The sequence below is a fragment of the Mycolicibacterium wolinskyi genome (assembly GCF_002101965.1).
Lineage (GTDB): Bacteria > Actinomycetota > Actinomycetes > Mycobacteriales > Mycobacteriaceae > Mycobacterium > Mycobacterium wolinskyi.
The window spans coordinates 786,028-807,292 of the sequence record NZ_LQQA01000033.1; the positions used below are offsets into that span (position 1 = coordinate 786,028).

The 21,265-nt window shown below is 69.1% G+C and carries 22 protein-coding genes; 21 read left to right on the forward strand and 1 reads right to left on the reverse strand.

The window, feature by feature from the left end; genetic code table 11:
* The first annotated feature begins 129 nt into the window (after window positions 1-129).
* From AWC31_RS33960 to AWC31_RS34005, 10 genes are all read left to right on the forward strand, one after another.
* The gene (locus tag AWC31_RS33960; RefSeq protein ID WP_085149820.1) at window positions 130-981 is read left to right on the forward strand and encodes an IclR family transcriptional regulator; all 852 of its coding nucleotides are present in this window, start codon (window positions 130-132) and stop codon (window positions 979-981) included.
* A gap of 43 nt (window positions 982-1,024) precedes the next feature.
* On the forward strand, window positions 1,025-2,074 hold the full coding sequence (gene argC / locus AWC31_RS33965) for an N-acetyl-gamma-glutamyl-phosphate reductase (RefSeq protein WP_085149822.1): 1,050 nt from the start codon (window positions 1,025-1,027) through the stop codon (window positions 2,072-2,074).
* A complete protein-coding gene (gene argJ / locus AWC31_RS33970) occupies window positions 2,071-3,300 on the forward strand; it encodes a bifunctional glutamate N-acetyltransferase/amino-acid acetyltransferase ArgJ (RefSeq protein WP_085149825.1) in 1,230 nt (409 codons plus the stop codon). The genes argC and argJ overlap by 4 nt, the downstream gene beginning before the upstream one ends.
* Entirely contained in the window at window positions 3,297-4,175 is an 879-nt protein-coding gene (gene argB, locus AWC31_RS33975; protein WP_085149827.1) for an acetylglutamate kinase, read from the forward strand. Before argJ ends, argB begins: the two co-directional genes overlap by 4 nt.
* Complete coding sequence (locus tag AWC31_RS33980; RefSeq protein ID WP_085149829.1) at window positions 4,172-5,344, forward strand: acetylornithine transaminase; 1,173 nt, start codon at window positions 4,172-4,174, stop codon at window positions 5,342-5,344. Before argB ends, AWC31_RS33980 begins: the two co-directional genes overlap by 4 nt.
* Window positions 5,341-6,264 (forward strand): ornithine carbamoyltransferase, encoded by a 924-nt coding sequence (argF, locus tag AWC31_RS33985; protein ID WP_067852685.1) that lies wholly within the window; start codon window positions 5,341-5,343, stop codon window positions 6,262-6,264. Before AWC31_RS33980 ends, argF begins: the two co-directional genes overlap by 4 nt.
* 19 nt (window positions 6,265-6,283) lie before the next feature.
* Window positions 6,284-6,766, forward strand: coding sequence for an arginine repressor (locus tag AWC31_RS33990; protein ID WP_067852683.1), 483 nt, complete (start codon window positions 6,284-6,286; stop codon window positions 6,764-6,766).
* Between the two features lie 17 nt (window positions 6,767-6,783).
* A complete protein-coding gene (locus tag AWC31_RS33995) occupies window positions 6,784-7,998 on the forward strand; it encodes an argininosuccinate synthase (protein ID WP_067852681.1) in 1,215 nt (404 codons plus the stop codon).
* A 106-nt stretch (window positions 7,999-8,104) separates the two neighbouring features.
* Window positions 8,105-9,532 (forward strand): argininosuccinate lyase, encoded by a 1,428-nt coding sequence (gene argH / locus AWC31_RS34000; RefSeq protein WP_085149831.1) that lies wholly within the window; start codon window positions 8,105-8,107, stop codon window positions 9,530-9,532.
* A gap of 22 nt (window positions 9,533-9,554) precedes the next feature.
* A complete protein-coding gene (locus AWC31_RS34005; RefSeq protein WP_085149833.1) occupies window positions 9,555-10,424 on the forward strand; it encodes an alpha/beta hydrolase in 870 nt (289 codons plus the stop codon).
* A gap of 2 nt (window positions 10,425-10,426) precedes the next feature.
* On the opposite strand, the gene AWC31_RS34010 is transcribed toward AWC31_RS34005, so the two are convergent.
* Window positions 10,427-12,199: an ABC-F family ATP-binding cassette domain-containing protein gene (locus AWC31_RS34010; protein WP_085149835.1), complete on the reverse strand. Its 1,773-nt coding sequence runs from the start codon at window positions 12,197-12,199 to the stop codon at window positions 10,427-10,429.
* Between the two features lie 185 nt (window positions 12,200-12,384).
* On the opposite strand from AWC31_RS34010, the gene AWC31_RS34015 reads away from it, so the two are divergent.
* Genes AWC31_RS34015 through AWC31_RS34065 form a run of 11 tightly spaced genes read left to right on the forward strand, consistent with a single transcriptional unit; the run spans window position 12,385 to window position 21,163 of the window.
* A complete protein-coding gene (locus tag AWC31_RS34015; protein WP_067852675.1) occupies window positions 12,385-13,275 on the forward strand; it encodes a phosphate/phosphite/phosphonate ABC transporter substrate-binding protein in 891 nt (296 codons plus the stop codon).
* A 1-nt stretch (window position 13,276) separates the two neighbouring features.
* The gene (gene phnC, locus AWC31_RS34020) at window positions 13,277-14,077 is read left to right on the forward strand and encodes a phosphonate ABC transporter ATP-binding protein (protein WP_085149837.1); all 801 of its coding nucleotides are present in this window, start codon (window positions 13,277-13,279) and stop codon (window positions 14,075-14,077) included.
* The gene (gene phnE, locus AWC31_RS34025; RefSeq protein WP_067852673.1) at window positions 14,074-14,919 is read left to right on the forward strand and encodes a phosphonate ABC transporter, permease protein PhnE; all 846 of its coding nucleotides are present in this window, start codon (window positions 14,074-14,076) and stop codon (window positions 14,917-14,919) included. The genes phnC and phnE overlap by 4 nt, the downstream gene beginning before the upstream one ends.
* Entirely contained in the window at window positions 14,916-15,650 is a 735-nt protein-coding gene (locus AWC31_RS34030; protein ID WP_085149988.1) for a GntR family transcriptional regulator, read from the forward strand. Before phnE ends, AWC31_RS34030 begins: the two co-directional genes overlap by 4 nt.
* Window positions 15,647-16,063: a phosphonate C-P lyase system protein PhnG gene (locus AWC31_RS34035; protein ID WP_067852671.1), complete on the forward strand. Its 417-nt coding sequence runs from the start codon at window positions 15,647-15,649 to the stop codon at window positions 16,061-16,063. The genes AWC31_RS34030 and AWC31_RS34035 overlap by 4 nt, the downstream gene beginning before the upstream one ends.
* Window positions 16,060-16,623 (forward strand): phosphonate C-P lyase system protein PhnH, encoded by a 564-nt coding sequence (phnH, locus tag AWC31_RS34040; protein ID WP_085149839.1) that lies wholly within the window; start codon window positions 16,060-16,062, stop codon window positions 16,621-16,623. Before AWC31_RS34035 ends, phnH begins: the two co-directional genes overlap by 4 nt.
* Window positions 16,575-17,627, forward strand: a complete 1,053-nt coding sequence (locus AWC31_RS34045) for a carbon-phosphorus lyase complex subunit PhnI (protein ID WP_234817082.1) — start codon at window positions 16,575-16,577, stop codon at window positions 17,625-17,627. The genes phnH and AWC31_RS34045 overlap by 49 nt, the downstream gene beginning before the upstream one ends.
* The gene (locus AWC31_RS34050) at window positions 17,624-18,499 is read left to right on the forward strand and encodes an alpha-D-ribose 1-methylphosphonate 5-phosphate C-P-lyase PhnJ (protein WP_085149843.1); all 876 of its coding nucleotides are present in this window, start codon (window positions 17,624-17,626) and stop codon (window positions 18,497-18,499) included. Before AWC31_RS34045 ends, AWC31_RS34050 begins: the two co-directional genes overlap by 4 nt.
* Entirely contained in the window at window positions 18,496-19,338 is an 843-nt protein-coding gene (locus AWC31_RS34055) for an ATP-binding cassette domain-containing protein (protein ID WP_085149845.1), read from the forward strand. The genes AWC31_RS34050 and AWC31_RS34055 overlap by 4 nt, the downstream gene beginning before the upstream one ends.
* Window positions 19,335-19,994, forward strand: coding sequence for an ABC transporter ATP-binding protein (locus AWC31_RS34060; RefSeq protein WP_085149847.1), 660 nt, complete (start codon window positions 19,335-19,337; stop codon window positions 19,992-19,994). Before AWC31_RS34055 ends, AWC31_RS34060 begins: the two co-directional genes overlap by 4 nt.
* Entirely contained in the window at window positions 19,979-21,163 is a 1,185-nt protein-coding gene (locus tag AWC31_RS34065; RefSeq protein WP_085149849.1) for an alpha-D-ribose 1-methylphosphonate 5-triphosphate diphosphatase, read from the forward strand. The genes AWC31_RS34060 and AWC31_RS34065 overlap by 16 nt, the downstream gene beginning before the upstream one ends.
* Window positions 21,164-21,265 lie beyond the last annotated feature (102 nt).

The following is a 21,265-nucleotide window of genomic DNA, read 5'->3' on the forward strand; positions in this document are numbered from 1 at the left end:
TGTGGGATATGTTTTGCGCTGTGCGGAAAGGTTACGACCGTGACTGAAGTCACGTCAACCCTGGTGTGCGATGCGAGTCACTGACCGAAGGCCGGAGCCCCTCCCGGGGGCGCGGGGAAGGAGTGGAAGATGAGGGGCGTGACCACGGGTGGGGAGACGGGCGGCGCCCGCGCCGAATCGCGGCGCAACGGCGTGCAGTCGATCGACCGCGCGGTCGCCATCCTGCGGTGTTTCGACGGGCGCAGGCCCGAGCTCGGCATCAGTGAGATCTCGCGCTCGACCGGCCTCTCGACCAGCACGGTGCATCGGCTGCTCGCCGCGATGCAGGAGAACCACCTGGTCAGACAGACCGGAACCAAGCGCTACGGGCTCGGCCCATTCCTGCTGCAGCTCGCCAACTCCGGTGCCATGCCGCGCACGCTGCGCGAGGCCGCCCTGCCCTTTATGACCGAGCTTCGCGACGAGTTCGACGAGACCATCGGGCTGCATGAGTTGCTGCAGTCCGGACACCGCATCGTCGCGGCCCAGGTCGAGAGTCACCAGGAATTGCGCCGCACCTACACCGACATCGGCGTGCCCATCAGGCTCGCGTACGGCGGGCCGGGCAAGGCGATTCTGTGTGCGCTGCGGGACGATGAGCGGGCGCGCCATCTCGCCGAGCCGATCGATCGGCTGACGCCGAGTACCGTGACCGATCCGGCCGCCATCGAACGTGAGCTCGCCGAAACCCGGGCCCGTGGCTATGCCGAATCGAATGGGCAACGCACCGTTGGCATCTGCGCGGTCGCCACGCCCGTGTTCGACCACACGCAGCAGGTGGTCGGTGCGATCGGCGCGTCGGTTCCCGCGGTGCGGATGAGTCCGGAGCGGATGGCCGAGATCGGCTGCCGGGTGCGCGAGGTGGCCTGGCGGCTGTCGACGGCGCTGGGCGCGACGGCAGAAGGGGTGCACGCGCTCGTGCCGGACATCCGACTGGGGTGACGCTCGCGCCCGTATTAATGAGTTTGCGTTCGCATGCATAACAATGCAGAATCGCTGCATGACGTCTGTAGCGGTGGCGGGTGCCAGCGGTTATGCGGGTGGCGAGATTCTACGGCTGCTTCTCGGTCACCCCGCATATGCCGACGGCCGATTGACCATCGGGGCGCTGACCGCGGCCTCGAGTGCCGGTACCAGTCTGGCCGAGCACCACCCGCACCTGCTGCCGTTGGCGTCGCGCGTGCTGGAGAACACCGACGTGTCGGTGCTCGCCGGCCATGACGTGGTGTTCCTGGCGCTGCCGCACGGCCACTCGGCGGCCCTGGCCGAGCAGCTCGGTCCGGACACCCTCATCGTGGACTGCGGCGCAGACTTCCGGCTCACCGACGCCGCCGATTGGGAACGGTTCTACGGCTCGGCACACGCCGGAAGCTGGCCGTACGGGCTGCCCGAACTACCCGGTGCGCGGGAGCGGTTGCGCGGCACGAAGCGGGTCGCCGTGCCTGGTTGCTATCCGACCGCCGCACTGCTGGCCATGCTGCCCGCCGTCGCCGCCGACCTCGTCGAGCCCGCGGTCACCGTGGTGGCCGTCAGCGGCACGTCGGGCGCAGGCAGATCGGCCAAGGTCGACCTGCTCGGTTCGGAGGTCATCGGCTCCGCGCGTGCCTACAACGTCGGCGGCAAGCATCGGCATACGCCCGAGATCGCGCAGGGCCTGCAGGCCGTCACGAGCAGAAAGGTGACCGTGTCGTTCACCCCGGTGCTCATCCCGGCATCCCGGGGGATCCTGGCCACCTGCACGGCGCGGACATCGGCCACCACATCGGAGATCCGAGCGGCCTACGAAAAGGCTTATGACGCAGAGCCGTTCATTTATCTGCTGCCCGAGGGGCAGCTGCCGAAGACCGGTTCGGTGATCGGCAGCAACGCCGCGCAGCTGGCAGTGGCCGTAGATGAAGCCGCGCAGACACTCGTCGCGATCGCCGCGATCGACAATCTGGTGAAGGGCACCGGTGGCGCCGCGGTGCAGTCGATGAACCTTGCGCTGGGCTGGCCGGAGACCGAGGGACTGTCGATCGTGGGGGTGGCACCGTGAGCTCGCAGGCGACGTCGGACACCAAGCTGATCCGCACCCAGGGCGTCACGGCACCGGCCGGATTCCGTGCCGCGGGCATCGCCGCCGGTATCAAAGCGTCCGGTGCGCCGGACCTCGCGCTCGTGTTCAACGAGGGGCCCGACTACGCCGCGGCGGGTGTGCTCACGCGCAACAAGGTCAAGGCCGCACCGGTGTTGTGGACCAAGCAGGTGCTGACCACCGGCAGGTTGCGCGCCGTCATCCTGAACTCCGGTGGTGCCAACGCCTGCACCGGCCCGCTCGGGTTCCAGGACACGCATGCGACCGCAGAGGCCGTGGCAGCCGCTTTGAGCGACTGGGGCACCGAGACCGGCGCGGTCGAGGTCGCGGTGTGCTCGACGGGCCTGATCGGTGATCGGTTGCCGATGGACAAGGTACTGGCCGGGGTCACCGAGATCGTGCACGAGCTCGCGGGCGGGCTCAGCGGCGGTGACGACGCCGCACGGGCCATCATGACCACCGACACCGTGCCGAAACAGGTTGCGCTGCACCATTCCGTGGCATCGGGCGAGAACTGGACGATGGGCGGCATGGCCAAGGGCGCGGGCATGCTCGCGCCGTCGCTGGCCACCATGCTGTGCGTGCTCACGACCGACGCCGTCGCGAGCCCGGACGCCCTCGACACCGCGCTGCGCCGCGCCACCGCACTCACCTTCGACCGGCTCGACGTCGACGGCAGTTGTTCGACCAACGACACCGTGTTGCTGCTGGCGTCCGGCGCGAGCGAGATCGCGCCGAGCCAAGACGATCTCGACGCGGCGGTGCTGCGGGTGTGCGACGACCTGTGCGCTCAGTTGCAGGCCGACGCCGAAGGCGTCACCAAGCGCGTCACGGTCACCGTCACCGGCGCGGCCTCCGAGGACGAGGCACTCGTCGCGGCCCGCACGATCGCGCGAGACAGCCTGGTCAAGACCGCGCTGTTCGGGTCCGACCCGAACTGGGGGCGGGTGCTGGCCGCGGTCGGCATCGCCCCGGTGACGCTCGACCCGGAGCGGATCAGCGTGTCCTTCAACGGTTTCCCGGTGTGTGTCGACGGCACCGGAGCGCCGGGAGCGCGGGATGTAGACCTGTCGGGCGAGGACATCGCCGTCGTCGTCGACCTCGCGTCGGGTTCGGGTCGAGCCTCGATCCGGACCACGGATCTGTCCCACGGCTACGTCGAAGAGAATTCGGCGTACAGCTCATGAGCACACCGGCCATCGAGCGCGGGGTCAAGGCTCACGTGCTCGCCGCGGCGCTGCCGTGGCTCAAGCAGCTGCACGGCAAGATCGTCGTCGTCAAGTACGGCGGCAACGCCATGACCGACGACACGCTCAAGGCGGCGTTCGCGGCCGACATGGTGTTCCTGCGCAACTGCGGCATTCACCCCGTGGTGGTGCACGGCGGTGGCCCGCAGATCAGCGCGATGCTCAAAAAGCTCGGTATCGCAGGCGATTTCAAAGGCGGCTTCCGGGTCACCACACCAGAGGTGCTCGACGTCGCCCGGATGGTGCTGTTCGGCCAGGTCGGCCGGGAACTCGTGGGGCTCATCAACGCGCACGGCCCGTACGCGGTCGGCGTCACCGGTGAGGACGCCCACCTGTTCACCGCGGTGCGGCGCAGTGTGACGGTCGACGGCGTGGCCACCGACATCGGCCTGGTCGGCGACGTCGAGCACGTAAACGCCGGGTCGCTGTTGGATCTCATTGCCGCAGGCCGTATCCCGGTCGTGTCGACCATCGCGCCCGATGCCGACGGCGTGGTGTACAACATCAACGCCGACACCGCGGCGGCCGCGCTGGCAGAGGCGCTTGGCGCCGAGAAGCTGGTCATGCTCACCGATGTCGAAGGTCTGTACACCAATTGGCCCGACCGCACCTCGCTCGTCAGCGAGATCGACACGGGCGCCCTGACGCAGCTGCTGCCGTCACTGGAATCCGGCATGGTGCCCAAGATCGAGGCCTGCCTGCGGGCCGTGACGGGCGGGGTGCCGAGCGCGCATGTCATCGACGGCCGCGTCGAACACTGCGTGCTGGTCGAGCTTTTCACCGACGAGGGGACCGGGACGAAGGTGGTGAAATGACACTGCAGGACCGCTGGGAAGCGGTGATGATGAACAACTACGGCACTCCGCCGCTGGCGCTGGTCAGCGGTCAGGGCGCCGTGGTGACCGACGCGGACGGCAAGGATTACCTCGACCTGCTCGGCGGTATCGCGGTCAACCTGCTGGGCCACCGGCATCCGGCGGTCATCGAGGCCGTCACCGCTCAGCTCAACACGCTCGGGCACACCTCGAACCTGTACGCCACCGAACCGGGTATCGCGCTCGCGGAAGCGCTCGTCGGGTATCTCGGAACCGCGGCCCGGGTGTTCTTCTGCAACTCGGGGACCGAGGCCAACGAGGTCGCCTTCAAGATCACCCGGCTCACCGGCAAGACGAACATCGTTGCCGCACAAGGCGCATTCCACGGTCGCACGATGGGATCGCTCGCGCTGACCGGCCAGCCCACCAAGCAGGCCCCGTTCGAACCGCTGCCCGGCAATGTCACCCATGTGCCGTACGGCGACGTGGCGGCACTGCGGGCCGCAGTCGACTCGGACACCGCGGCGGTGTTCCTCGAGCCGATCATGGGCGAGGGCGGCGTGGTGGTCCCGCCGGCCGGCTACCTCGTCGCGGCCCGCGAGATCACCGCAGAACACGGCGCGCTGCTGGTGCTCGACGAGGTGCAGACCGGTGTCGGCCGCACCGGCTCCTTCTACGCCCATCAGCACGACGGCATCACCCCTGACATCGTGACCCTCGCGAAGGGCCTTGGCGGCGGCCTGCCGATCGGCGCGTGCCTGGCCGTCGGCCCCGCGGGTGATCTGCTCACCCCTGGCCTGCACGGCAGCACGTTCGGCGGGAACCCGGTGTGCACCGCGGCGGCGCTCGGCGTGCTCAAGGCGCTGGCCGATGAGGATTTGATCGCGCGCGCCGGGGTGCTCGGCAAGACGTTGAGCCATGGCATCGAGGAGCTCGACCATCCGCTGGTCGGCCAGGTCCGGGGCAAAGGCCTGCTGCAGGGCATCGTGCTGACCGCGCCATCGGCCAAGGCCGTGGAGAGCGCGGCCCGCGACGCCGGGTTCCTCGTGAACGCGGCCGCGCCCGACGTCGTTCGGCTCGCGCCGCCGCTGGTGATCACCGACGGCCAGATCGAGTCGTTCCTCACCGCACTGCCCGCCGTGCTCGACACCGCCGTGGAGGTTTCATGATCAGGCATTTCCTGCGTGACGACGATCTGTCGCCCGACGAACAGGCCGACGTGCTGGCGTTGGCCGCCGAACTCAAGAAGGCGCCGTTCTCGCGGCGCCCGCTGGAGGGTCCGCGCGGCGTCGCGGTCATCTTCGAGAAGAACTCGACGCGCACGCGGTTCTCGTTCGAGATGGGTATCGCCCAGCTCGGCGGCCACGCGGTCGTCGTTGACGGGCGCAGTACCCAGCTGGGCCGGGAGGAGACGCTCGAGGACACCGGTGCGGTGCTGTCGCGCTACGTCGACGCCATCGTGTGGCGGACGTTCGCACAGGAGCGGTTGACGGCCATGGCGTCCGGGTCGACCGTCCCGATCGTCAACGCACTGTCCGATGAGTTCCACCCGTGCCAGGTGCTGGCCGATCTGCAGACGCTCGCCGAACGCAAGGGCAAGCTGGCCGGTCTGCGCATGACCTACTTCGGTGACGGCGCCAACAACATGGCGCACTCGCTCATGCTGGGCGGCGTCACCGCGGGCATCCATGTCACGATCGCCGCCCCGGCCGGCTTCGAGCCCGACCCGCAGTTCGTCGACGCCGCCCAGCGGCGCGCCGCCGAGACCGGGGCGTCGGTCACGCTCACCGCCGACCCGAACGCCGCGGCCGACGGTGCCGACGTACTCGTGACCGACACCTGGACCTCGATGGGGCAGGAGAACGACGGACTGGACCGGGTGCGCCCGTTCCGGCCGTTCCAGGTCAACGCCGAGCTGCTCAAGCTCGCCGACCCGGCAGCCGTTGTGCTGCACTGCCTTCCGGCCCACCGCGGCCACGAGATCACCGACGACGTGATCGACGGACCGCAGAGTGCGGTGTTCGACGAGGCCGAGAACCGTCTGCACGCACAGAAGGCGCTGCTGGTGTGGTTGCTGGAGAACCGGTGACCATGCCAGCGGTAGGGACATGACGGCGGCAACCCGGGCCGGCAGGCAGGCCCGCATCGTCACGCTGCTGTCGTCGCACTCGGTGCGCAGCCAGAGCGAGCTGGCCACCATGCTCGCCGAGGAAGGCATCGAGGTCACGCAGGCCACCCTGTCGCGCGATCTGGAGGAGCTCGGCGCGGTGAAGCTGCGCGGCGCCGACGGCGGGGTCGGCGTGTACGTGGTGCCAGAGGACGGCAGCCCGGTGCGCGGGGTGTCGGGCGGCACCGAACGGGTCGCCCGGTTGCTGGGGGACTTGCTGGTGTCCACGGATGCCAGCGCTAACCTTGCCGTGCTGCGCACCCCGCCCGGGGCCGCGCACTACCTGGCCAGCGCCATCGACCGTGCTGCCCTGCCGTATGTCGTCGGCACCATCGCCGGCGACGACACCATCCTGGTGGTGGCAAGGGAGCCGATGACCGGTGCCGAGCTCGCCAGCACCATCGAGAACCTGAATCAGAGCTGAACCGAAGGAGATTGCTCATGCCACAAACGTCGGGGTCCGAACGCGTCATCCTGGCGTACTCCGGAGGTCTGGACACCTCGGTGGCGATCAGCTGGATCGGCAAGGAGACCGGCCGCGAGGTCGTCGCCGTCGCCATCGATCTGGGCCAGGGCGGCGAGGACATGGAAGTGGTCCGGCAACGCGCGCTCGACTGCGGGGCCGTCGAAGCCGTCGTCGTCGACGCGCGCGATGAGTTCGCCGACGAGTACTGCCTGCCGACCATCAAGTCCAACGCCCTCTACATGGACCGCTATCCGCTGGTGTCGGCGATCAGCCGCCCGCTGATCGTCAAGCATCTGGTCAAGGCGGCCCGCGAGCACGGCGGCGGCATCGTCGCCCACGGCTGCACCGGCAAGGGCAACGACCAGGTGCGGTTCGAGGTCGGCTTCGCCTCGCTGGCCCCCGATCTGGAGGTGCTGGCCCCGGTCCGGGACTATGCCTGGACCCGGGAGAAGGCCATCGCGTTCGCCGAGGAGAACGCGATCCCGATCAACGTCACCAAGCGCTCGCCGTTCTCGATCGACCAGAACGTGTGGGGCCGTGCGGTCGAGACCGGCTTCCTGGAGCATCTGTGGAACGCCCCGACCAAGGACGTCTACGACTACACCGAGGACCCGACCGTCAACTGGAGCTCGCCCGACGAGGTCATCGTCGGGTTCGAGAAGGGCGTTCCGGTGTCGATCGACGGTCGGCCCGTCACGGTGCTGCAGGCCATCGAGGAGCTCAACCGGCGCGCCGGCGCTCAGGGTGTCGGGCGGCTCGACGTGGTCGAGGACCGGCTCGTGGGCATCAAGAGCCGCGAGATCTACGAGGCGCCTGGCGCGATGGTGCTCATCACCGCCCACACCGAACTCGAGCACGTCACGCTTGAGCGGGAGCTCGGCCGGTTCAAGCGCACCACCGACCAGAAGTGGGGCGAGCTGGTCTATGACGGCCTGTGGTACTCGCCGCTCAAGCGCGCGCTGGAGTCCTTCGTCGAGCACACGCAGGAACACGTCAGCGGCGAGATCCGGCTCGTGCTGCACGGCGGCCACATCGCGGTGAACGGCCGGCGCAGCGCGGAGTCCCTCTACGACTTCAACCTCGCGACCTACGACGAGGGCGACAGCTTCGACCAGTCCTCGGCCAAGGGCTTCGTGCACGTGCACGGGTTGAGCTCCAAGATCTCCGCCAAGCGCGACCTGGGCCTGTAACTTCGGACCGCGAGAACTTCGCACCGCGAGCGACCGTGTTTGTACGGCGACACGCCGCATTTTGACGTACCCACACGGTCGCTCGCGCGGCAGGAAGCTGGATGAGATGAGCACCAACGACGGAACCACCAACGAGGGTTCGCTGTGGGGCGGCCGGTTCGCCGACGGACCGTCGGATGCCCTTGCGGCGCTGAGCAAATCGACGCATTTCGACTGGGTCCTGGCGCCCTACGACATCACGGCGTCCAAGGCACACGCGCGCGTGCTGCACCGGGCCGGGCTGCTCACCGACGAACAGCGCGACGGCCTGCTCGCCGGTCTCGACAGCCTGGGTTCAGACGTCGCGGACGGCAGCTTCGAGCCGCTCGTCAGCGACGAGGACGTGCACGGCGCACTCGAGCGCGGCCTGATCGACCGCGTCGGGCCGGATCTCGGCGGCCGGCTGCGGGCCGGGCGGTCGCGCAACGACCAGGTGGCCACGCTGTTTCGGATGTGGTTGCGCGACGCGGTGCGCCGCGTCGCCGACGGAGTGCTCGAGGTGGTCAACGCCCTCGCCGTCCAGGCCGCCGCGCATCCGACCGCGATCATGCCCGGCAAGACGCATCTGCAGGCGGCTCAGCCCATCCTGCTCGCCCATCATCTGCTCGCGCACGCGCATCCGCTGCTGCGCGACGTCGACCGCATCGCCGACTTCGACGACCGCACCGCCGTGTCACCGTACGGCTCGGGTGCGCTCGCCGGCTCATCGCTCGGCCTGGACCCCGACGCCATCGCCGACGACCTCGGGTTCGCCGCGGCGGCCGACAACTCCGTCGACGCCACCGCGGCACGGGATTTCGCCGCGGAGGCGGCGTTCATCTTCGCGCAGATCGGGGTGGATCTGTCGCGGCTCGCCGAGGACATCATCCTCTGGAGCACAACCGAATTCGGCTACGTCACCCTGCACGACTCGTGGTCGACGGGCAGCTCGATCATGCCGCAGAAGAAGAACCCCGACATCGCCGAGCTCGCGCGCGGCAAGTCCGGGCGACTGATCGGCAACCTGACCGGTCTGCTGGCCACGCTCAAGGCGCAGCCGTTGGCCTACAACCGCGATCTGCAAGAGGACAAGGAGCCGGTCTTCGATTCGGTTGCGCAACTCGAACTGTTGCTGCCGGCGATGGCGGGCTTGGTCGCCACGTTGACGTTCGACGAGGCCCGCATGGCCGAGCTGGCGCCCGCCGGTTACACCCTGGCCACCGATATCGCCGAATGGCTTGTCCGCCAAGGTGTTCCGTTCCGGGTCGCGCACGAGGCCGCGGGCGCCGCGGTGCAGGCGGCCGAGGGACGCGGGGTGGGGCTCGACGAACTCACCGACGACGAGTTCGCCTCGATCAACGTCGCGCTCACCCCGCAGGTTCGCGAGGTGCTCACCGTCGAGGGGTCGGTGAACGCTCGCAACGCGCGCGGTGGGACTGCGCCGATCCAGGTCGCCAAACAGCTCGGGGTGGTCCGGGAGTCGATGGCGGAGTTGCGGATCCGGCTGCGCCGATAGGCCCGTACGTACAGTGGCAGGCATGGCCGAACGGGTGGTGTTCCAATCCGGAGGATCCGACTGCGTCGGATACCTGCGACGTGCCGGCGGCCGAACGGGTCCATGCGTCGTGCTGTGTACCGGGTTCGGTGGAACTCAGGACACCCCGTCGGTCGTGGCAACCGCCGAGGCATTCGCGGCGGCCGGATTTCACGCCATGACGTTCGACTACCGCAATTTCGGCGAAAGCGGTGGGCAGCCACGCCAAGTCGTCGGCATCGAAGGTCAACTGGCCGATATCGCGGCCGCGGTCAGCTGCGCGCGCGGCCTCGACCACGTCGACCGCAACCGCGTGGTGCTGTGGGGAACCTCGCTCGGCGGCGGGCACGTGGTCACGTCGGCGGCCCGCGATCCCGCCGTCGCGGCGGTGATCGCCCAGATTCCGTTCAACGGGTTTCCCAAGAAGGTCGAGGGCCGCTCGACGCTGTCGACCTTGAAACTGCTCGGGGTCATGGCCGGTGACTGGCTGCGCGGCAGGCTGGGCCTGCCGCCGCACTACATTCGGGCTGTCGGGGGACCGGGCGAGCTCGCGGTGATGACCGGCGCCGGGGCCCAGCGCGCCATCGCCGGCATGACGAGTCCGACGTGGCGCAACGAGGTGGCGCCCCGCGGGCTGATCGAGATGATGCGTTACCGCCCTGGAGATTTCGCGACGCGGGTGGCGTGCCCGTTGTTGGTGTGCATCGGAACCGAGGACGCCGAGACGACGCCCGAGATGGCAGCCGCGCTGGCCGCGGCGGCGCCGCGCGGCGAGCTGCTCGAATACCCCGTCGCGCACTTCGACTTCTACACCCGCGATGTCCGGGACCGGGTCGTCACCGATCAGCTGGCCTTCCTTCGCCGCGTGGTCTAGCGCTATTCCAGCTGCTCCGACAGCTCCAGCCAGCGAGCCTCGAACTCGGCCACCTGCTTCTCGAGTTCGCGCAGTTCCCCGGTGAGCCGGCCGAGGCCCACGTGGTCGGACTGATCGTGTGCGGCGAGCTCATCGTGCTTGGCGGTGATCCGGTCGGAGAGCTTGGCCAGTGACCGGTCGATCGAGGCGATCTCCTTCTCGATGCTGCGCAGCTCGGCACCGGACAACCCTTGTGTGGCAGTTGTTTCCGGCCGTGCTGAAGGCGTGTCGGGACGCTGCGCCGACAGTCGCAGGTATTCGTCGACCCCGCCGGGGAGATGGCGAAGGCGGCCGTCGAGGATCGCGTACTGCTGGTCGGTGACACGCTCGAGCAGATACCGGTCATGCGACACCACGATCAGGGTTCCCGGCCAGGAATCGAGCAGATCCTCGGTCGCGGTGAGCATGTCGGTGTCCACGTCGTTGGTCGGCTCGTCGAGCACCAGCACGTTGGGCTCGGACAACAACACGAGCATGAGCTGCAGCCGCCGCCGCTGACCGCCGGACAGTTCGCCCACGCGCGCCGAGAGTTGTTCGCGCGCAAAGCCCAACCGCTCCAGCAGCTGCGCCGGTGTGAGCTCCTTGCCATCGATCTGGTAGCTGGTCTGCAACCGCCCCACGACTTCACGGACCATGTCGCCCGCGACGGCCTCGAGCTCGCGCGACTGCTGATCGAGGATCGCCAGCCGCACCGTCTTGCCGCGTTTGACCCGGCCCGACGTCGGTGTCACCGTTCCGGAGATCAAACCGAGCAGGGTCGATTTGCCTGCCCCGTTGGCGCCGAGGATGCCGGTGCGCTCGCCAGGGGCGATGCGCCATTCGATGTCGCGCAACACTTCTCGGCCGTCATAGGCGACCGAGACATCCAGCAGGTCGATGACGTCCTTACCGAGCCGGGCCATCGCGGCCCGGGACAGCTCGACGGTGTTGCGCAGTGGCGGCACATCCGAGATGAGCGCGTTGGCCGCGTCGATGCGGAACTTGGGTTTGGAGGTTCGGGCCGGTGGCCCTCGGCGCAGCCAGGCCAGTTCCTTGCGCATCAGGTTCTGCCGCTTGGCTTCCGCGGCGGCGGCCTGACGGTCACGCTCCACGCGCTGCAGTACGTAGGCGGCGTAACCGCCCTCGAACGGCTCGACGATCCGGTCGTGTACCTCCCACGTCGCTGTGGCCACCTCGTCGAGGAACCACCGATCGTGGGTGATCAGCAACAGTCCGCCCGCGCCGCGCGCCCAGCGCTGCTTGAGATGCTCGGCCAGCCAGGTGATGCCTTGAATGTCAAGGTGGTTGGTGGGTTCGTCGAGCGCGACCACGTCCCAGTCGCCGATCAACAGCGCGGCCAGTTGCACCCGGCGCCGCTGACCGCCCGACAGCGTCCCGACGCGGGTGTCGAACGGGATGTCGGCCACGAGCCCGCCGATCACGTCGCGCACCCGCGGGTCGCCTGCCCATTCGTGTTCGGCCCGATCGCCCACGAGCGACCAGCCCACCGTCTTGTCCGAATCGAGGGTGTCGGTCTGGTCGAGCGAGCCGACGCGCAAACCGCCACGGCGCGTGACGCGGCCCGAATGCGGGGCGATGCGGCCGGTCAGCAGACCGAGCAGCGTCGACTTGCCGTCACCGTTGCGTCCGACGATGCCGATCCGGTCGCCTTCGCTGACGCCGACGGTCACCGAATCGAAAACCACCCCTGTGGGGTACTCAAGATGCAGGGCTTCGCCCCCGAGCAGGTGTGCCATCGCCAGCCGACCCTATCGTCAGGCCACGAGCACACCGCGAACAGGCCGCCCGCGCGCCGGGGCCGGCGCGCGGCACGCCCGCCACGAGAGGTTGCGGAAGGCGTCGGTCGCCGTTTACTTGCAGTTCGCAATGCTTATCTAGACATGTAGACACCAAATGGCGACGCGAAGAGATGGGAAGCCCGATGTCTGCACGCAAGATGGTCACAGGTGCGGTGGCGCTGTTGTCGGCGGCAGCGCTGACGGTCGGCTGTAGCAGTCCGTCGTCGGACTCGGCACAGCCCGGGACCGTCCGGATGGCGGTGACCGATCTTCAGGGCCTTGAGGAACTCCAACGTGAGTTCGGCGCCTTCGAGAAGGAGTTCGAGAAGCAGTCCGGGCTGAACCTCGAGTTCTTCGCCGTCACCGACCGGACGGCCGCCGCGGCCGCGTTGGAGGCCGACCGTGTCGACGTCGTGTTCACCGGGCCCGCCGAATACGTCGTGATCCACGAGCGCACCGGCGCCCAGCCGATCGTCGCGATCGAACGCGACGGCTACCACTCGTGCATCTACACCAAGGCCGACAGCGGGATCACCGAACTCGGGCAGCTGCGCGGAAAGAAGGTCGCCATGTCCGACGTCGGCTCGACGAGCGGTCACCTCGGACCGTCGCAGATGCTCGTCGACGCGGGAATCGAACCGACCTCCGAACTCGAGGTGCTCACCGTGGGCGACGCCGTGCACGAGTCACTCAAACGCGGTGACGTCGCCGCCGTCGGCATCGGCTACCACGACTACGAGGAATTCATGGGCACCGACGACCCGGCGCAGTATCGGATGCTCGCCGAGGGCCCCACGCTGCCACCCGACCTCCTGATGGGCCGCGACGGCCTGGACGAACAGACCGTCACGACGATTCGCGACACCTTCAACGAGCACTTCGACACCCTGCTGCCCGCGATGCTCGAAGGCAAGGACAACGCCAAGTACGAGAACGCCAAACTGGTTTCGGTCACCGATGCCGATTACGACGAGGTGCGGTCGATGTACCGCGCGGTCGGCGTCGACGACTTCTCCGAATTCCTGGGCGACTGACATGGGCGCAGGCACCGCACTATCCGACACCCACGCCGTGACCGCCAGCGCCACGGCACTCGAAGTGGCCAACCTCAGGGTCCGCTACGGGCGCGGCGGAGCCGAGGCCCTGCGCGGCGTGGACCTCAAAGTCCCACCGGGGCAGACGGTCGCATTGATCGGCACCAACGGCGCGGGCAAGTCCACCCTGTTGCGGTGCCTGGTGCGCCTCATCGAACCGACGCAGGGAGCCGTCGTCATCCACGGCACCGACGTGACAGCGCTGTCGCGGGGCAGGCTACGCGCGGTCCGGCGCGACGTCGGCTTCGTGTTCCAACGGTTCCATCTGATCCCGCAGCTCAGCGCCTTCCACAACGTCGTCCACGGTGCGATGGGACACCGTGGTACGCGGTGTGCCTGGACCCTGACGAGCCCCCGCGAGGTCCGGGCCGACGCGATGACTTCGCTTGAGCGCGTTGGGCTGAGTGCCTTCGCGGATCGCCGGGTCGACACCCTCTCCGGCGGCCAGCAGCAGCGTGTGGCCATCGCCCGCATGCTCATGCAGCGGCCCAGCCTCATCCTCGCGGACGAACCGGTGGCGAGCCTCGATCCGGCGTCGGCGCAAGCGGTCATGGAACTGATGCGCTCGATCGCCGCCGAGCGCGATGTCACCGTCATCATGGCGCTGCATCAGATCGATTTGGCCCTGCGCTACGCCGACCGGGTGGTCGGGCTACGCAACGGCGTCGTGGAATTCGACCGTCCGGCAGCCGAATGCGACGCCGCGCAACTGAATCCGGTATTCGCTGAGGCGGTTTCGTGACGTCCACCGCGACCCGGACACCGCATCCACCGACGCAGCCGCCGCGGGTGCGCAGGCCCAGCCTGCTGACGCTCGTCATCGTGCTGGTCGTCGGCGGACTGCTGGTGCACGGTTGGACCCAGGGTGCCGCCGTGCGCCCGGACTCCCTGCTGACCGGGATGTTCCGACTCGGCGAGTTCGCGCAGGACGCGGTCCCACCCGACGTCCAACGCATCGGCCCCATCCTCAAGGCGCTGCTGGTCACCGTCGAGATGGCGCTGCTGGGAACGATCATCGGGGTTGCGCTGAGCCTGCCGCTCGCCGTGCTAGCGGCCCGCAACACCACACCGCACTGGTCGCTGTATGCGGCCAGCCGCGGCGTCATCACGGTGAGCCGGACGATTCCCGATCTCGTATGGGGCCTGGTCTTCGTGATAGCAGTCGGTCTCGGCCCGGAGGCGGGCGTGCTGGCGATTGCGGTCGACGTGATGGGGTTCTGCGGCCGGTTCTTCGCCGAGAGCATCGAGGACATCGACCCCGGGCGCATCGAGGGGCTGCGCGCGCTGGGGGCGTCACACGCCGGGGTCCTGCTCGGCGGGGTGATCCCGGCATGCCTGCCGTCGTTCGTGACCACGTCGATGTTCGCGCTCGAATCGTCGGCCCGGTCGTCGGTGGTGCTCGGTCTGGTCGGTGCCGGTGGCATCGGCATCGAACTCGCGACGTCGATGACGCTGCTGCGCTACGACGAGGCCCTCACCATCATCCTGGCGATTCTCGGTGTCGTCGTCGTGTTCGAACGGGTCTCGGCGGCAATCCGTCGGCGTGTTCTCGGGAAAGTCTCGGGGGAGAGGTGGGGAAGATGAGTCACGATCTGGAGATGATCAACCGCTACGCCGATCGGCCGATCTACCGTCAGCTCAGCGATCTCCTCGAAGCCCGGTTGGCAGAGGAGGCCCGCCCGGGTGACCGGCTCCCGAGCGAGGCGGAGCTGTCCCGCGAGTTCGACGTCAATCGCCTCACGGTGCGGCGTGCGCTCGAGGAACTCAGCCAGCGCGGCCTGATCGAAACCGTCCACGGCAAGGGGTCGTTCGTCGCCGCGCCACGGGTCCGGTACGACGTCTCGGCGGGCCGTGACGCGAGCTTCACCCGCAGCATGCGCGAGCTCGGGCACCGGGTGAGCATCCGGCTGCTGTCGGCCGACATCGTGCAGACACCGGAATTGCAGGCCGAACTCGACACGACCGGCGGCGTATTGGTGTGCCGTACATTGCGGCTCGTCGACGACGAACCGTGGTCGGTCTCGATGACCTCGATCCACACCGACCGGTTCCCGGATCTGGTGGCGCAGTGGGCCGGCGACACCTCGCTGTTCGACTTCCTGCTGGAACGTCACGGCGTGCGGATGCAACGCGCGTACCGGACGTTCGCGGCCGGTCTCGCCGAACCCTTTGAAGCTGAACAGCTTCAGGTGCGCATAGGCGCGCCCCTGCTGGAGATGCGCGGGCTGAACGTCGATCAGGACGGTGTCCCGGTCGCGGTCGTGGAACACCGATTCCGCGGCGAGCGGGTGCAGTTCACGGTGGATCTGCTGTGACGGCCGAACAACGCTATGCGGCCCTCGCGGGCGCCGATGCCGCCGAGCTCGAGGAGCTTGCCGACGCCATACTGGCCACCGGAGCCGACATTTCGGTGACGGCGGGCCCGGAATCGATCAGCACGCCCGTGCGCGTCGCGGTGCCCGGCTGTGCCGAGACCACCGTCGTCCTCGGCCATGTCGCCCTCACCCGGTGCACGGTCGAGCTGGGCGGCACGCGTGGCGACGGGATCCGCGCCGGCCATGACCTGACCGGCGCGGTCGCGGCGGCGGTGTGCGACGCCGAATCGCACCGAGGTGGGCCGCTGGCCGGCCGGGTGGAGCAGTTGTGCGAAGCCGCCGAACGCGATCGCGCGGCGCGGGCAGCCGCCCGTGCCCGATTGGTCGCCGCCACCGGGCTGGACAACTCATGACGTGGGATCCGGTGCACGACAGCCGGTCGGTCTTTCTGGCGTGCATGCGTGCGATGTGTGCCCCCGGCACACCGATCGAGCTGCCGAGCCGGCCGAGAATCACCCCCGTCGCCGAACTCGACGCTGCCGCAGCGGTTCTGCTGGCCCTTCTCGATCGCGGGCTCGCACTCGGCGTCGCGGGCGGCGAGGCCGCGCACGGCATCACGGCGACGGTGGCGGGCACGTGCGGTGCGGCGCAGGGCGACATCGAGGATTCCGACTGGGTGCTGGTGCACGGCCCCGCCGCCGACGCGATATCGCGGGCCCGCCGCGGCAGCCGCCTGACGCCGGAAAACGGTGCGACGCTGGTGATCGCGGCGACGGGTGCGCCGGCCCCGGTGGGCTTGACCGGACCGGGCATCGCCGGGACGACGACCGCACACGTCGCGCTGGACACCGTGGCCGTCCACGCGTTGGCCGCCGCGAACGCCGCGCCGCCCTGCGGCGTCGACGTGTTGATGGTCGACGGCGAATGTCTGATCGCTCTGCCGCGCAGCGTCTCTCTGAAGGCGGCGGCCTGATGTATGCCAGCATGCACGAAAATCCGGCGCTCGAAGCCGCCCGCGCCATCGCGTCGGCGCCGCAGCCGCAGTCGAGTATCAACCTGTCGGTCCTGGCCGAGCAGGTGTGCGCCGAGGCCGGTCTGTGGGAACCGGCCGTCGCGCTGCGCGCGCTGAACCAATCGCGGGGCGACACCGCGCACGCGGTGTCGATGCTGCGCGTGTGGGCAGCGACTCAGCCGCATGCCGATTCGGGCACGGTCGACACGGCCGACGTCGCGCTGGTTCGGCGGGTGTCCTCGGCATACCCTCAGGTGCCCGGCGGGCAATGGCTCGGCTTCGCGCCGGATCTGCTGCCGCGGCAGCTCAGCTGGTCCGAATCCGAGTCTGCCATTCCTGATTCACCCGAAGCGCAGCCTTGCGCCGGGGACGCACCGGATCGCCGGTCGACGCCACGGGTTCGCGATCTGATCGGCGGTGTCACGATGGTCACGCCTGCCGAGGACGGGCACAGTCCCGATCCCGCTGCGAGCGTGCTGGTTCCGCCGTATACGCGGGCGGCGCTGCTGTCGATGCTGTCGCGCGGCGAAACCGGGGCACTGGTGGCGATGGCGGCGATAGTCCTCGGCAGGCGCCAGGAAGCCGTTCTGGTCGAACTCACGGTCGGGGCGGCCGGTATCCGGATGCCGTACCCGCGCACCGGTATCGGATGCGTGGTCGCCGAGGTCCCGATCACCGAAGTCGAGGTCGTCCTCGACGCCGCCGTCGACGGGCGGCCCGGCCTGGCGATGGGGTGGGGTGCCACGCTGGGAACCGTTGAGCGGCGCGCGATCTCGTTGGCCCTGCTCGACGCCGTCATGCAAGCGGACAAGGAGCTGCGCGAGCAGTTGACTCTCGACGAGCAGACCGTGCTCGCCGCCACCGACGGATCGGCCACGGCCGGGTTCGTCGAACATCTGCGGCTGCCGCATTACGCGGGGTTCACCGCGTACCTGTCGCAGGCCGCCGCCAAGGAGACCCGATGAACCGCCCGCAGACGGTAGCTGAACTGGCCGCCGCGCACGGCAGGCCGCAGGCATACGCATACCTCGACGAAGACACCAAACGCAATGTGCGGCGGGCGATTCTGAAAGCGCTGGCCATTCCGGGCTGGCAGGTGCCCTTCGCATCGCGCGAGATGCCGGTGGCCCGCGGCTGGGGCAGCGGCGGGCTGCAGGTGACACTGTCGCTGGTCGGCCCCACCGACGTGGTCAAGGTGATCGATCAGGGCGACGACCATTCGGTCAATGCCACGGCGATGCGCAGCCTTATCGCCGGCTCGGCATTGTGCGAGGCCACGACCGACACGGCGCAGGCCACGATCGTCCAGAGCCGTCACCGCATCCCCGAGGTCGAGCTGCGCGGTGACCAGGTGCTCGTTCTGCAGGTGCCGCACCCCGAACCACTGCGGCGGGTGGTGCCCGATGAACTCACCGCCAAGCAACACCACGCCGACGGCGACTACACGCCGGCCTGGCTCGACCTGTACGACGACCAGGCCAGGCTGGGCGGGCCACGAACCGGCGCCGATCATCCGGTGCTGATTGGAGATTCACGGCTGATGAGCCCGAGCCCGATACCGCGCCACGACGTACTCCGGCTCGACCAGCGCCCGTACCCCATCCTGCTGGGCGCTGGGCGCCGGGCGCGCCTGACCGCATTGCCGCCGTATACCTCGGTGCGCCCGTTGGCGTTCGACGACTGCCCGCTCGAGCCCGAGCGTGCCGGCGGGCCCTGCTGCCGGTGCGGCAGCACCACGTCGTATCGGGTACCCACGGGTGGGGCGGACACCGTGCTGGTGTGGCAGTGCAGCGATATGGACGCGTGCCGGGTCCGCTCGAACGGTGAAAGCCGATGACCGCCACGGCGATCGCCGAATGGGACAGTGAGCGGGCCCTCGTACCGCCTGCCCCGGTGCTGTCGGTTCGCGGGCTGTCGCACCGCTTCGGGCCGGGCTGTGACCGGTGCGTCGATTCGACCGGTGAGGCCGCGGGCACCAACCGCTGCTCGGCATGCGGATCGGTCATCGCCGTGCACGATGCGTCGTTCGACGTCGGGCCCGATGAGGTTCTCGGCATCGTCGGCGAATCCGGCTCCGGCAAGACCACGCTCTTGCGGTGTCTGCACCTCGATCTCGTCCCCGAGCACGGTTCGATCCTGGTCGGCGAGCACCCGATCGAGCGGCCGGCGGTGCTGATGGTCCACCAGAACGCCCTCGCCGCAGGCCTGTACCCGCGGCTGGCCGCGGAATCCAACGTCGCAGAACGGCTGTTGGGTTCTGGTGCACGACAATTCGCGGATATCCATGCGCGGGTCGCGGAGTTGCTCGGTGAGCTCGGGTTGCGGTCCGAACGCCATACCGACGCGCTCATGACGTTCTCCGGCGGCATGCAACAGCGGGTGCAGCTCGCTCGCGCACTGGTCGACCCGCCGCAGGTGCTGTTACTGGACGAGCCCACCACGGGGCTCGATCCGTCGGTGCAGGCCGATCTGCTCGAAGTGGTCGGCCGAGTGACCGAGAACCTCTCGTCGGCCACGATTGTCGTGTCCCACGACCTCGCTGCGGTGCGGATTCTGGCCTCGCGCATCGTGGTTCTCCATCACGGCCGCATCGTCGAGCACGGCATCGCCGAACAGGTGCTCGAAGATCCGCGCCACCCCTACACGCAACTGCTCGTGTCCTCGAGGTTGATATGACAGGCGGCGCAATCGTCGTCAGCGGGCTGACGAAGCGTTTCGGCGACGACACCGGACTCGGTCCCGTGCAGATGACGGTGCCCGCCGGAACCCTGACGGTGATCACCGGCGGCCCGGATGCCGGTAAGTCGACGCTGGTCCGATGCCTGACGGGCGTGTACCGGCCGGATGCGGGGAGTGTGACGTTCCGGTTGGGCGGCGCCGGCGAGATCGAGCTGATCGACGCCGACCCACGGACCGTGGCATGGCTGCGCGGTCGCCACATCGCCTCGTTCAACGGCCCGCTGGCCGCCGCCCCGCGGTTGCCTGCCGCCGACGCCGTCGCCCGCGCCGCGCGCTGCGATCACACGTCCGCACTGGGAGCACTCACGCGACTGCGCGCCCAGCGGCTCGCGCCCACACCCGTCGGCCGGCTTCGACCGGCCGAACGGCACACCGTCGCACTCGCCGCAGCGCTCATCGCCGCGCGCCCTTTCGTTCTTCTCGACGAACCGGAAGCGGCCGCCGATCCGGCGAGCGTGGCCGTCTGGGTGCAACGGGCGATCGAGGGCGGCGCCGCGGTGCTGGCGACCGCGACCCCTGACAGCGCGTTGGCGTCGCTCGCCACCGCAACCGGAGAACTACGGAGAGGACGGATCGAATGGCGCAAACGGTGATCGAGGGTGTGACGCTGGTACCCGGCGGGGGCCGGCCGATCATCCCCAGCGCGGCAGTCGTACTCGACGCGGACGGCCGCGTAACCGAAATCTCGGAGGCGGCCGTTGCGAACGGGGCAGGGGACCTGAACCTCGTGCCGGCCGGAGTAGATCTGCATCTGGACAACCTCGTTCAGCGCCGCAGACCGCGCGCCACGGTGTCGCTCGACCACGAGGCCGTCATCAGCGTCTTGGACGCCGAGTGTGCGGCGGCCGGGATCGGCACGGTGTGCGTGGCGGCCCGATGTGAGGACTCGCCCCGCAAGGGCATCGAGATCGCCGACGCCGCGGTGCTCGCCGCCGTCGTCGAGGAACTCGCGCCTCACCTGGCCTGCGACTGGCGCATCCACGCCAGGGTCGAACTCACCGACGATCGGTCGCTCGATGCGCTCACCGCGGTGCTGAGCGCATCGAGCCGGGTCGCGCTGATCTCGCTGATCGAAACCTCGGCGCAGCGCAGCCGTTTCGCGACCCTGGCCGAGACGCGCGCCTTCTACGCCCAGGATTGGGGTGTGAGCGAGGCCGAGGTAGAAGCGGTCTTCACGGTCGATGCGGGGCGGCTGAGCCAGATCGCGGAGCGCCGCAAAGAGGTTGCGGCGCTCGCGGTTTCCCGCAACATCGCGCTCGCGAGCCACGACGACCGCACACCCGAGCACATCGACGAGGCGTTCGAGGTCGGTGCCCGGGTCGCCGAGTTCCCGCTGACTATCGAAGCTGCCCGACACGCCGCGGATCTCGGCATGAACGTCGTGCTGGGAGCCCCCAACGCAATCCGTGGCCGGTCCACCTCGACCGGCAACGTGCTGGCCTCCGACGCGGTGGCGGCAGGCGTGTGTGACGTGTTGTGTTCGGACTACCTGCCGTCCGCGTTGCTCGCGGCACCACTTGCCCTCGCGTCGGGTGGGGCCGCGCCGTTGTCCGCCGCCATCGATCTGGTGTCGGTCAATCCGGCGGGCGTGTTGGGATTGCCCCATGCCGTCATCGAGGTCGGCCAACCGCTGACCGCATCATTGCGGCGGATCGGTTCCGACACCGCGCGCAGCCAGGTCGGCATGGCGTTGTGGCGTGCTGGGCAGCAGGTATTCGGGCGTCAGTCACTCGGATCGACCTTCGCCGCAGCCGCCGTCTGAGCACCGGAGGGTCATAACCTGCAGGCACCGGTCGGCCTTGTGCCATCATGACCACGTCAATCGGGGGATTCGTGCGCCACCACGAGGGGCATGAGCAGGGGA

Excerpts from the sequence above, each read along its gene's own strand:
- argB (WP_085149827.1), top strand. The coding sequence starts at position 3,297 with ATGAGCACACCGGCCATCGAGCGCGGGGTCAAGGCTCACGTGCTCGCC.
- phnC (WP_085149837.1), top strand. The coding sequence starts at position 13,277 with ATGGGCGCAGGCACCGCACTATCCGACACCCACGCCGTGACCGCCAGC.
- argC (WP_085149822.1), top strand. The coding sequence starts at position 1,025 with ATGCAGAATCGCTGCATGACGTCTGTAGCGGTGGCGGGTGCCAGCGGT.
- argF (WP_067852685.1), top strand. The coding sequence starts at position 5,341 with ATGATCAGGCATTTCCTGCGTGACGACGATCTGTCGCCCGACGAACAG.
- AWC31_RS33980 (WP_085149829.1), top strand. The coding sequence starts at position 4,172 with ATGACACTGCAGGACCGCTGGGAAGCGGTGATGATGAACAACTACGGC.
- AWC31_RS33960 (WP_085149820.1), top strand. The coding sequence starts at position 130 with ATGAGGGGCGTGACCACGGGTGGGGAGACGGGCGGCGCCCGCGCCGAA.
- AWC31_RS34060 (WP_085149847.1), top strand. The coding sequence starts at position 19,335 with ATGACAGGCGGCGCAATCGTCGTCAGCGGGCTGACGAAGCGTTTCGGC.
- AWC31_RS34065 (WP_085149849.1), top strand. The coding sequence starts at position 19,979 with ATGGCGCAAACGGTGATCGAGGGTGTGACGCTGGTACCCGGCGGGGGC.
- AWC31_RS34055 (WP_085149845.1), top strand. The coding sequence starts at position 18,496 with ATGACCGCCACGGCGATCGCCGAATGGGACAGTGAGCGGGCCCTCGTA.
- AWC31_RS34005 (WP_085149833.1), top strand. The coding sequence starts at position 9,555 with ATGGCCGAACGGGTGGTGTTCCAATCCGGAGGATCCGACTGCGTCGGA.
- AWC31_RS34010 (WP_085149835.1), bottom strand. The coding sequence starts at position 12,199 with ATGGCACACCTGCTCGGGGGCGAAGCCCTGCATCTTGAGTACCCCACA.
- argH (WP_085149831.1), top strand. The coding sequence starts at position 8,105 with ATGAGCACCAACGACGGAACCACCAACGAGGGTTCGCTGTGGGGCGGC.
- AWC31_RS34045 (WP_234817082.1), top strand. The coding sequence starts at position 16,575 with ATGTCTGATCGCTCTGCCGCGCAGCGTCTCTCTGAAGGCGGCGGCCTG.
- phnH (WP_085149839.1), top strand. The coding sequence starts at position 16,060 with ATGACGTGGGATCCGGTGCACGACAGCCGGTCGGTCTTTCTGGCGTGC.
- AWC31_RS34015 (WP_067852675.1), top strand. The coding sequence starts at position 12,385 with ATGTCTGCACGCAAGATGGTCACAGGTGCGGTGGCGCTGTTGTCGGCG.
- AWC31_RS33995 (WP_067852681.1), top strand. The coding sequence starts at position 6,784 with ATGCCACAAACGTCGGGGTCCGAACGCGTCATCCTGGCGTACTCCGGA.
- AWC31_RS34050 (WP_085149843.1), top strand. The coding sequence starts at position 17,624 with ATGAACCGCCCGCAGACGGTAGCTGAACTGGCCGCCGCGCACGGCAGG.
- AWC31_RS34030 (WP_085149988.1), top strand. The coding sequence starts at position 14,916 with ATGAGTCACGATCTGGAGATGATCAACCGCTACGCCGATCGGCCGATC.
- AWC31_RS33990 (WP_067852683.1), top strand. The coding sequence starts at position 6,284 with ATGACGGCGGCAACCCGGGCCGGCAGGCAGGCCCGCATCGTCACGCTG.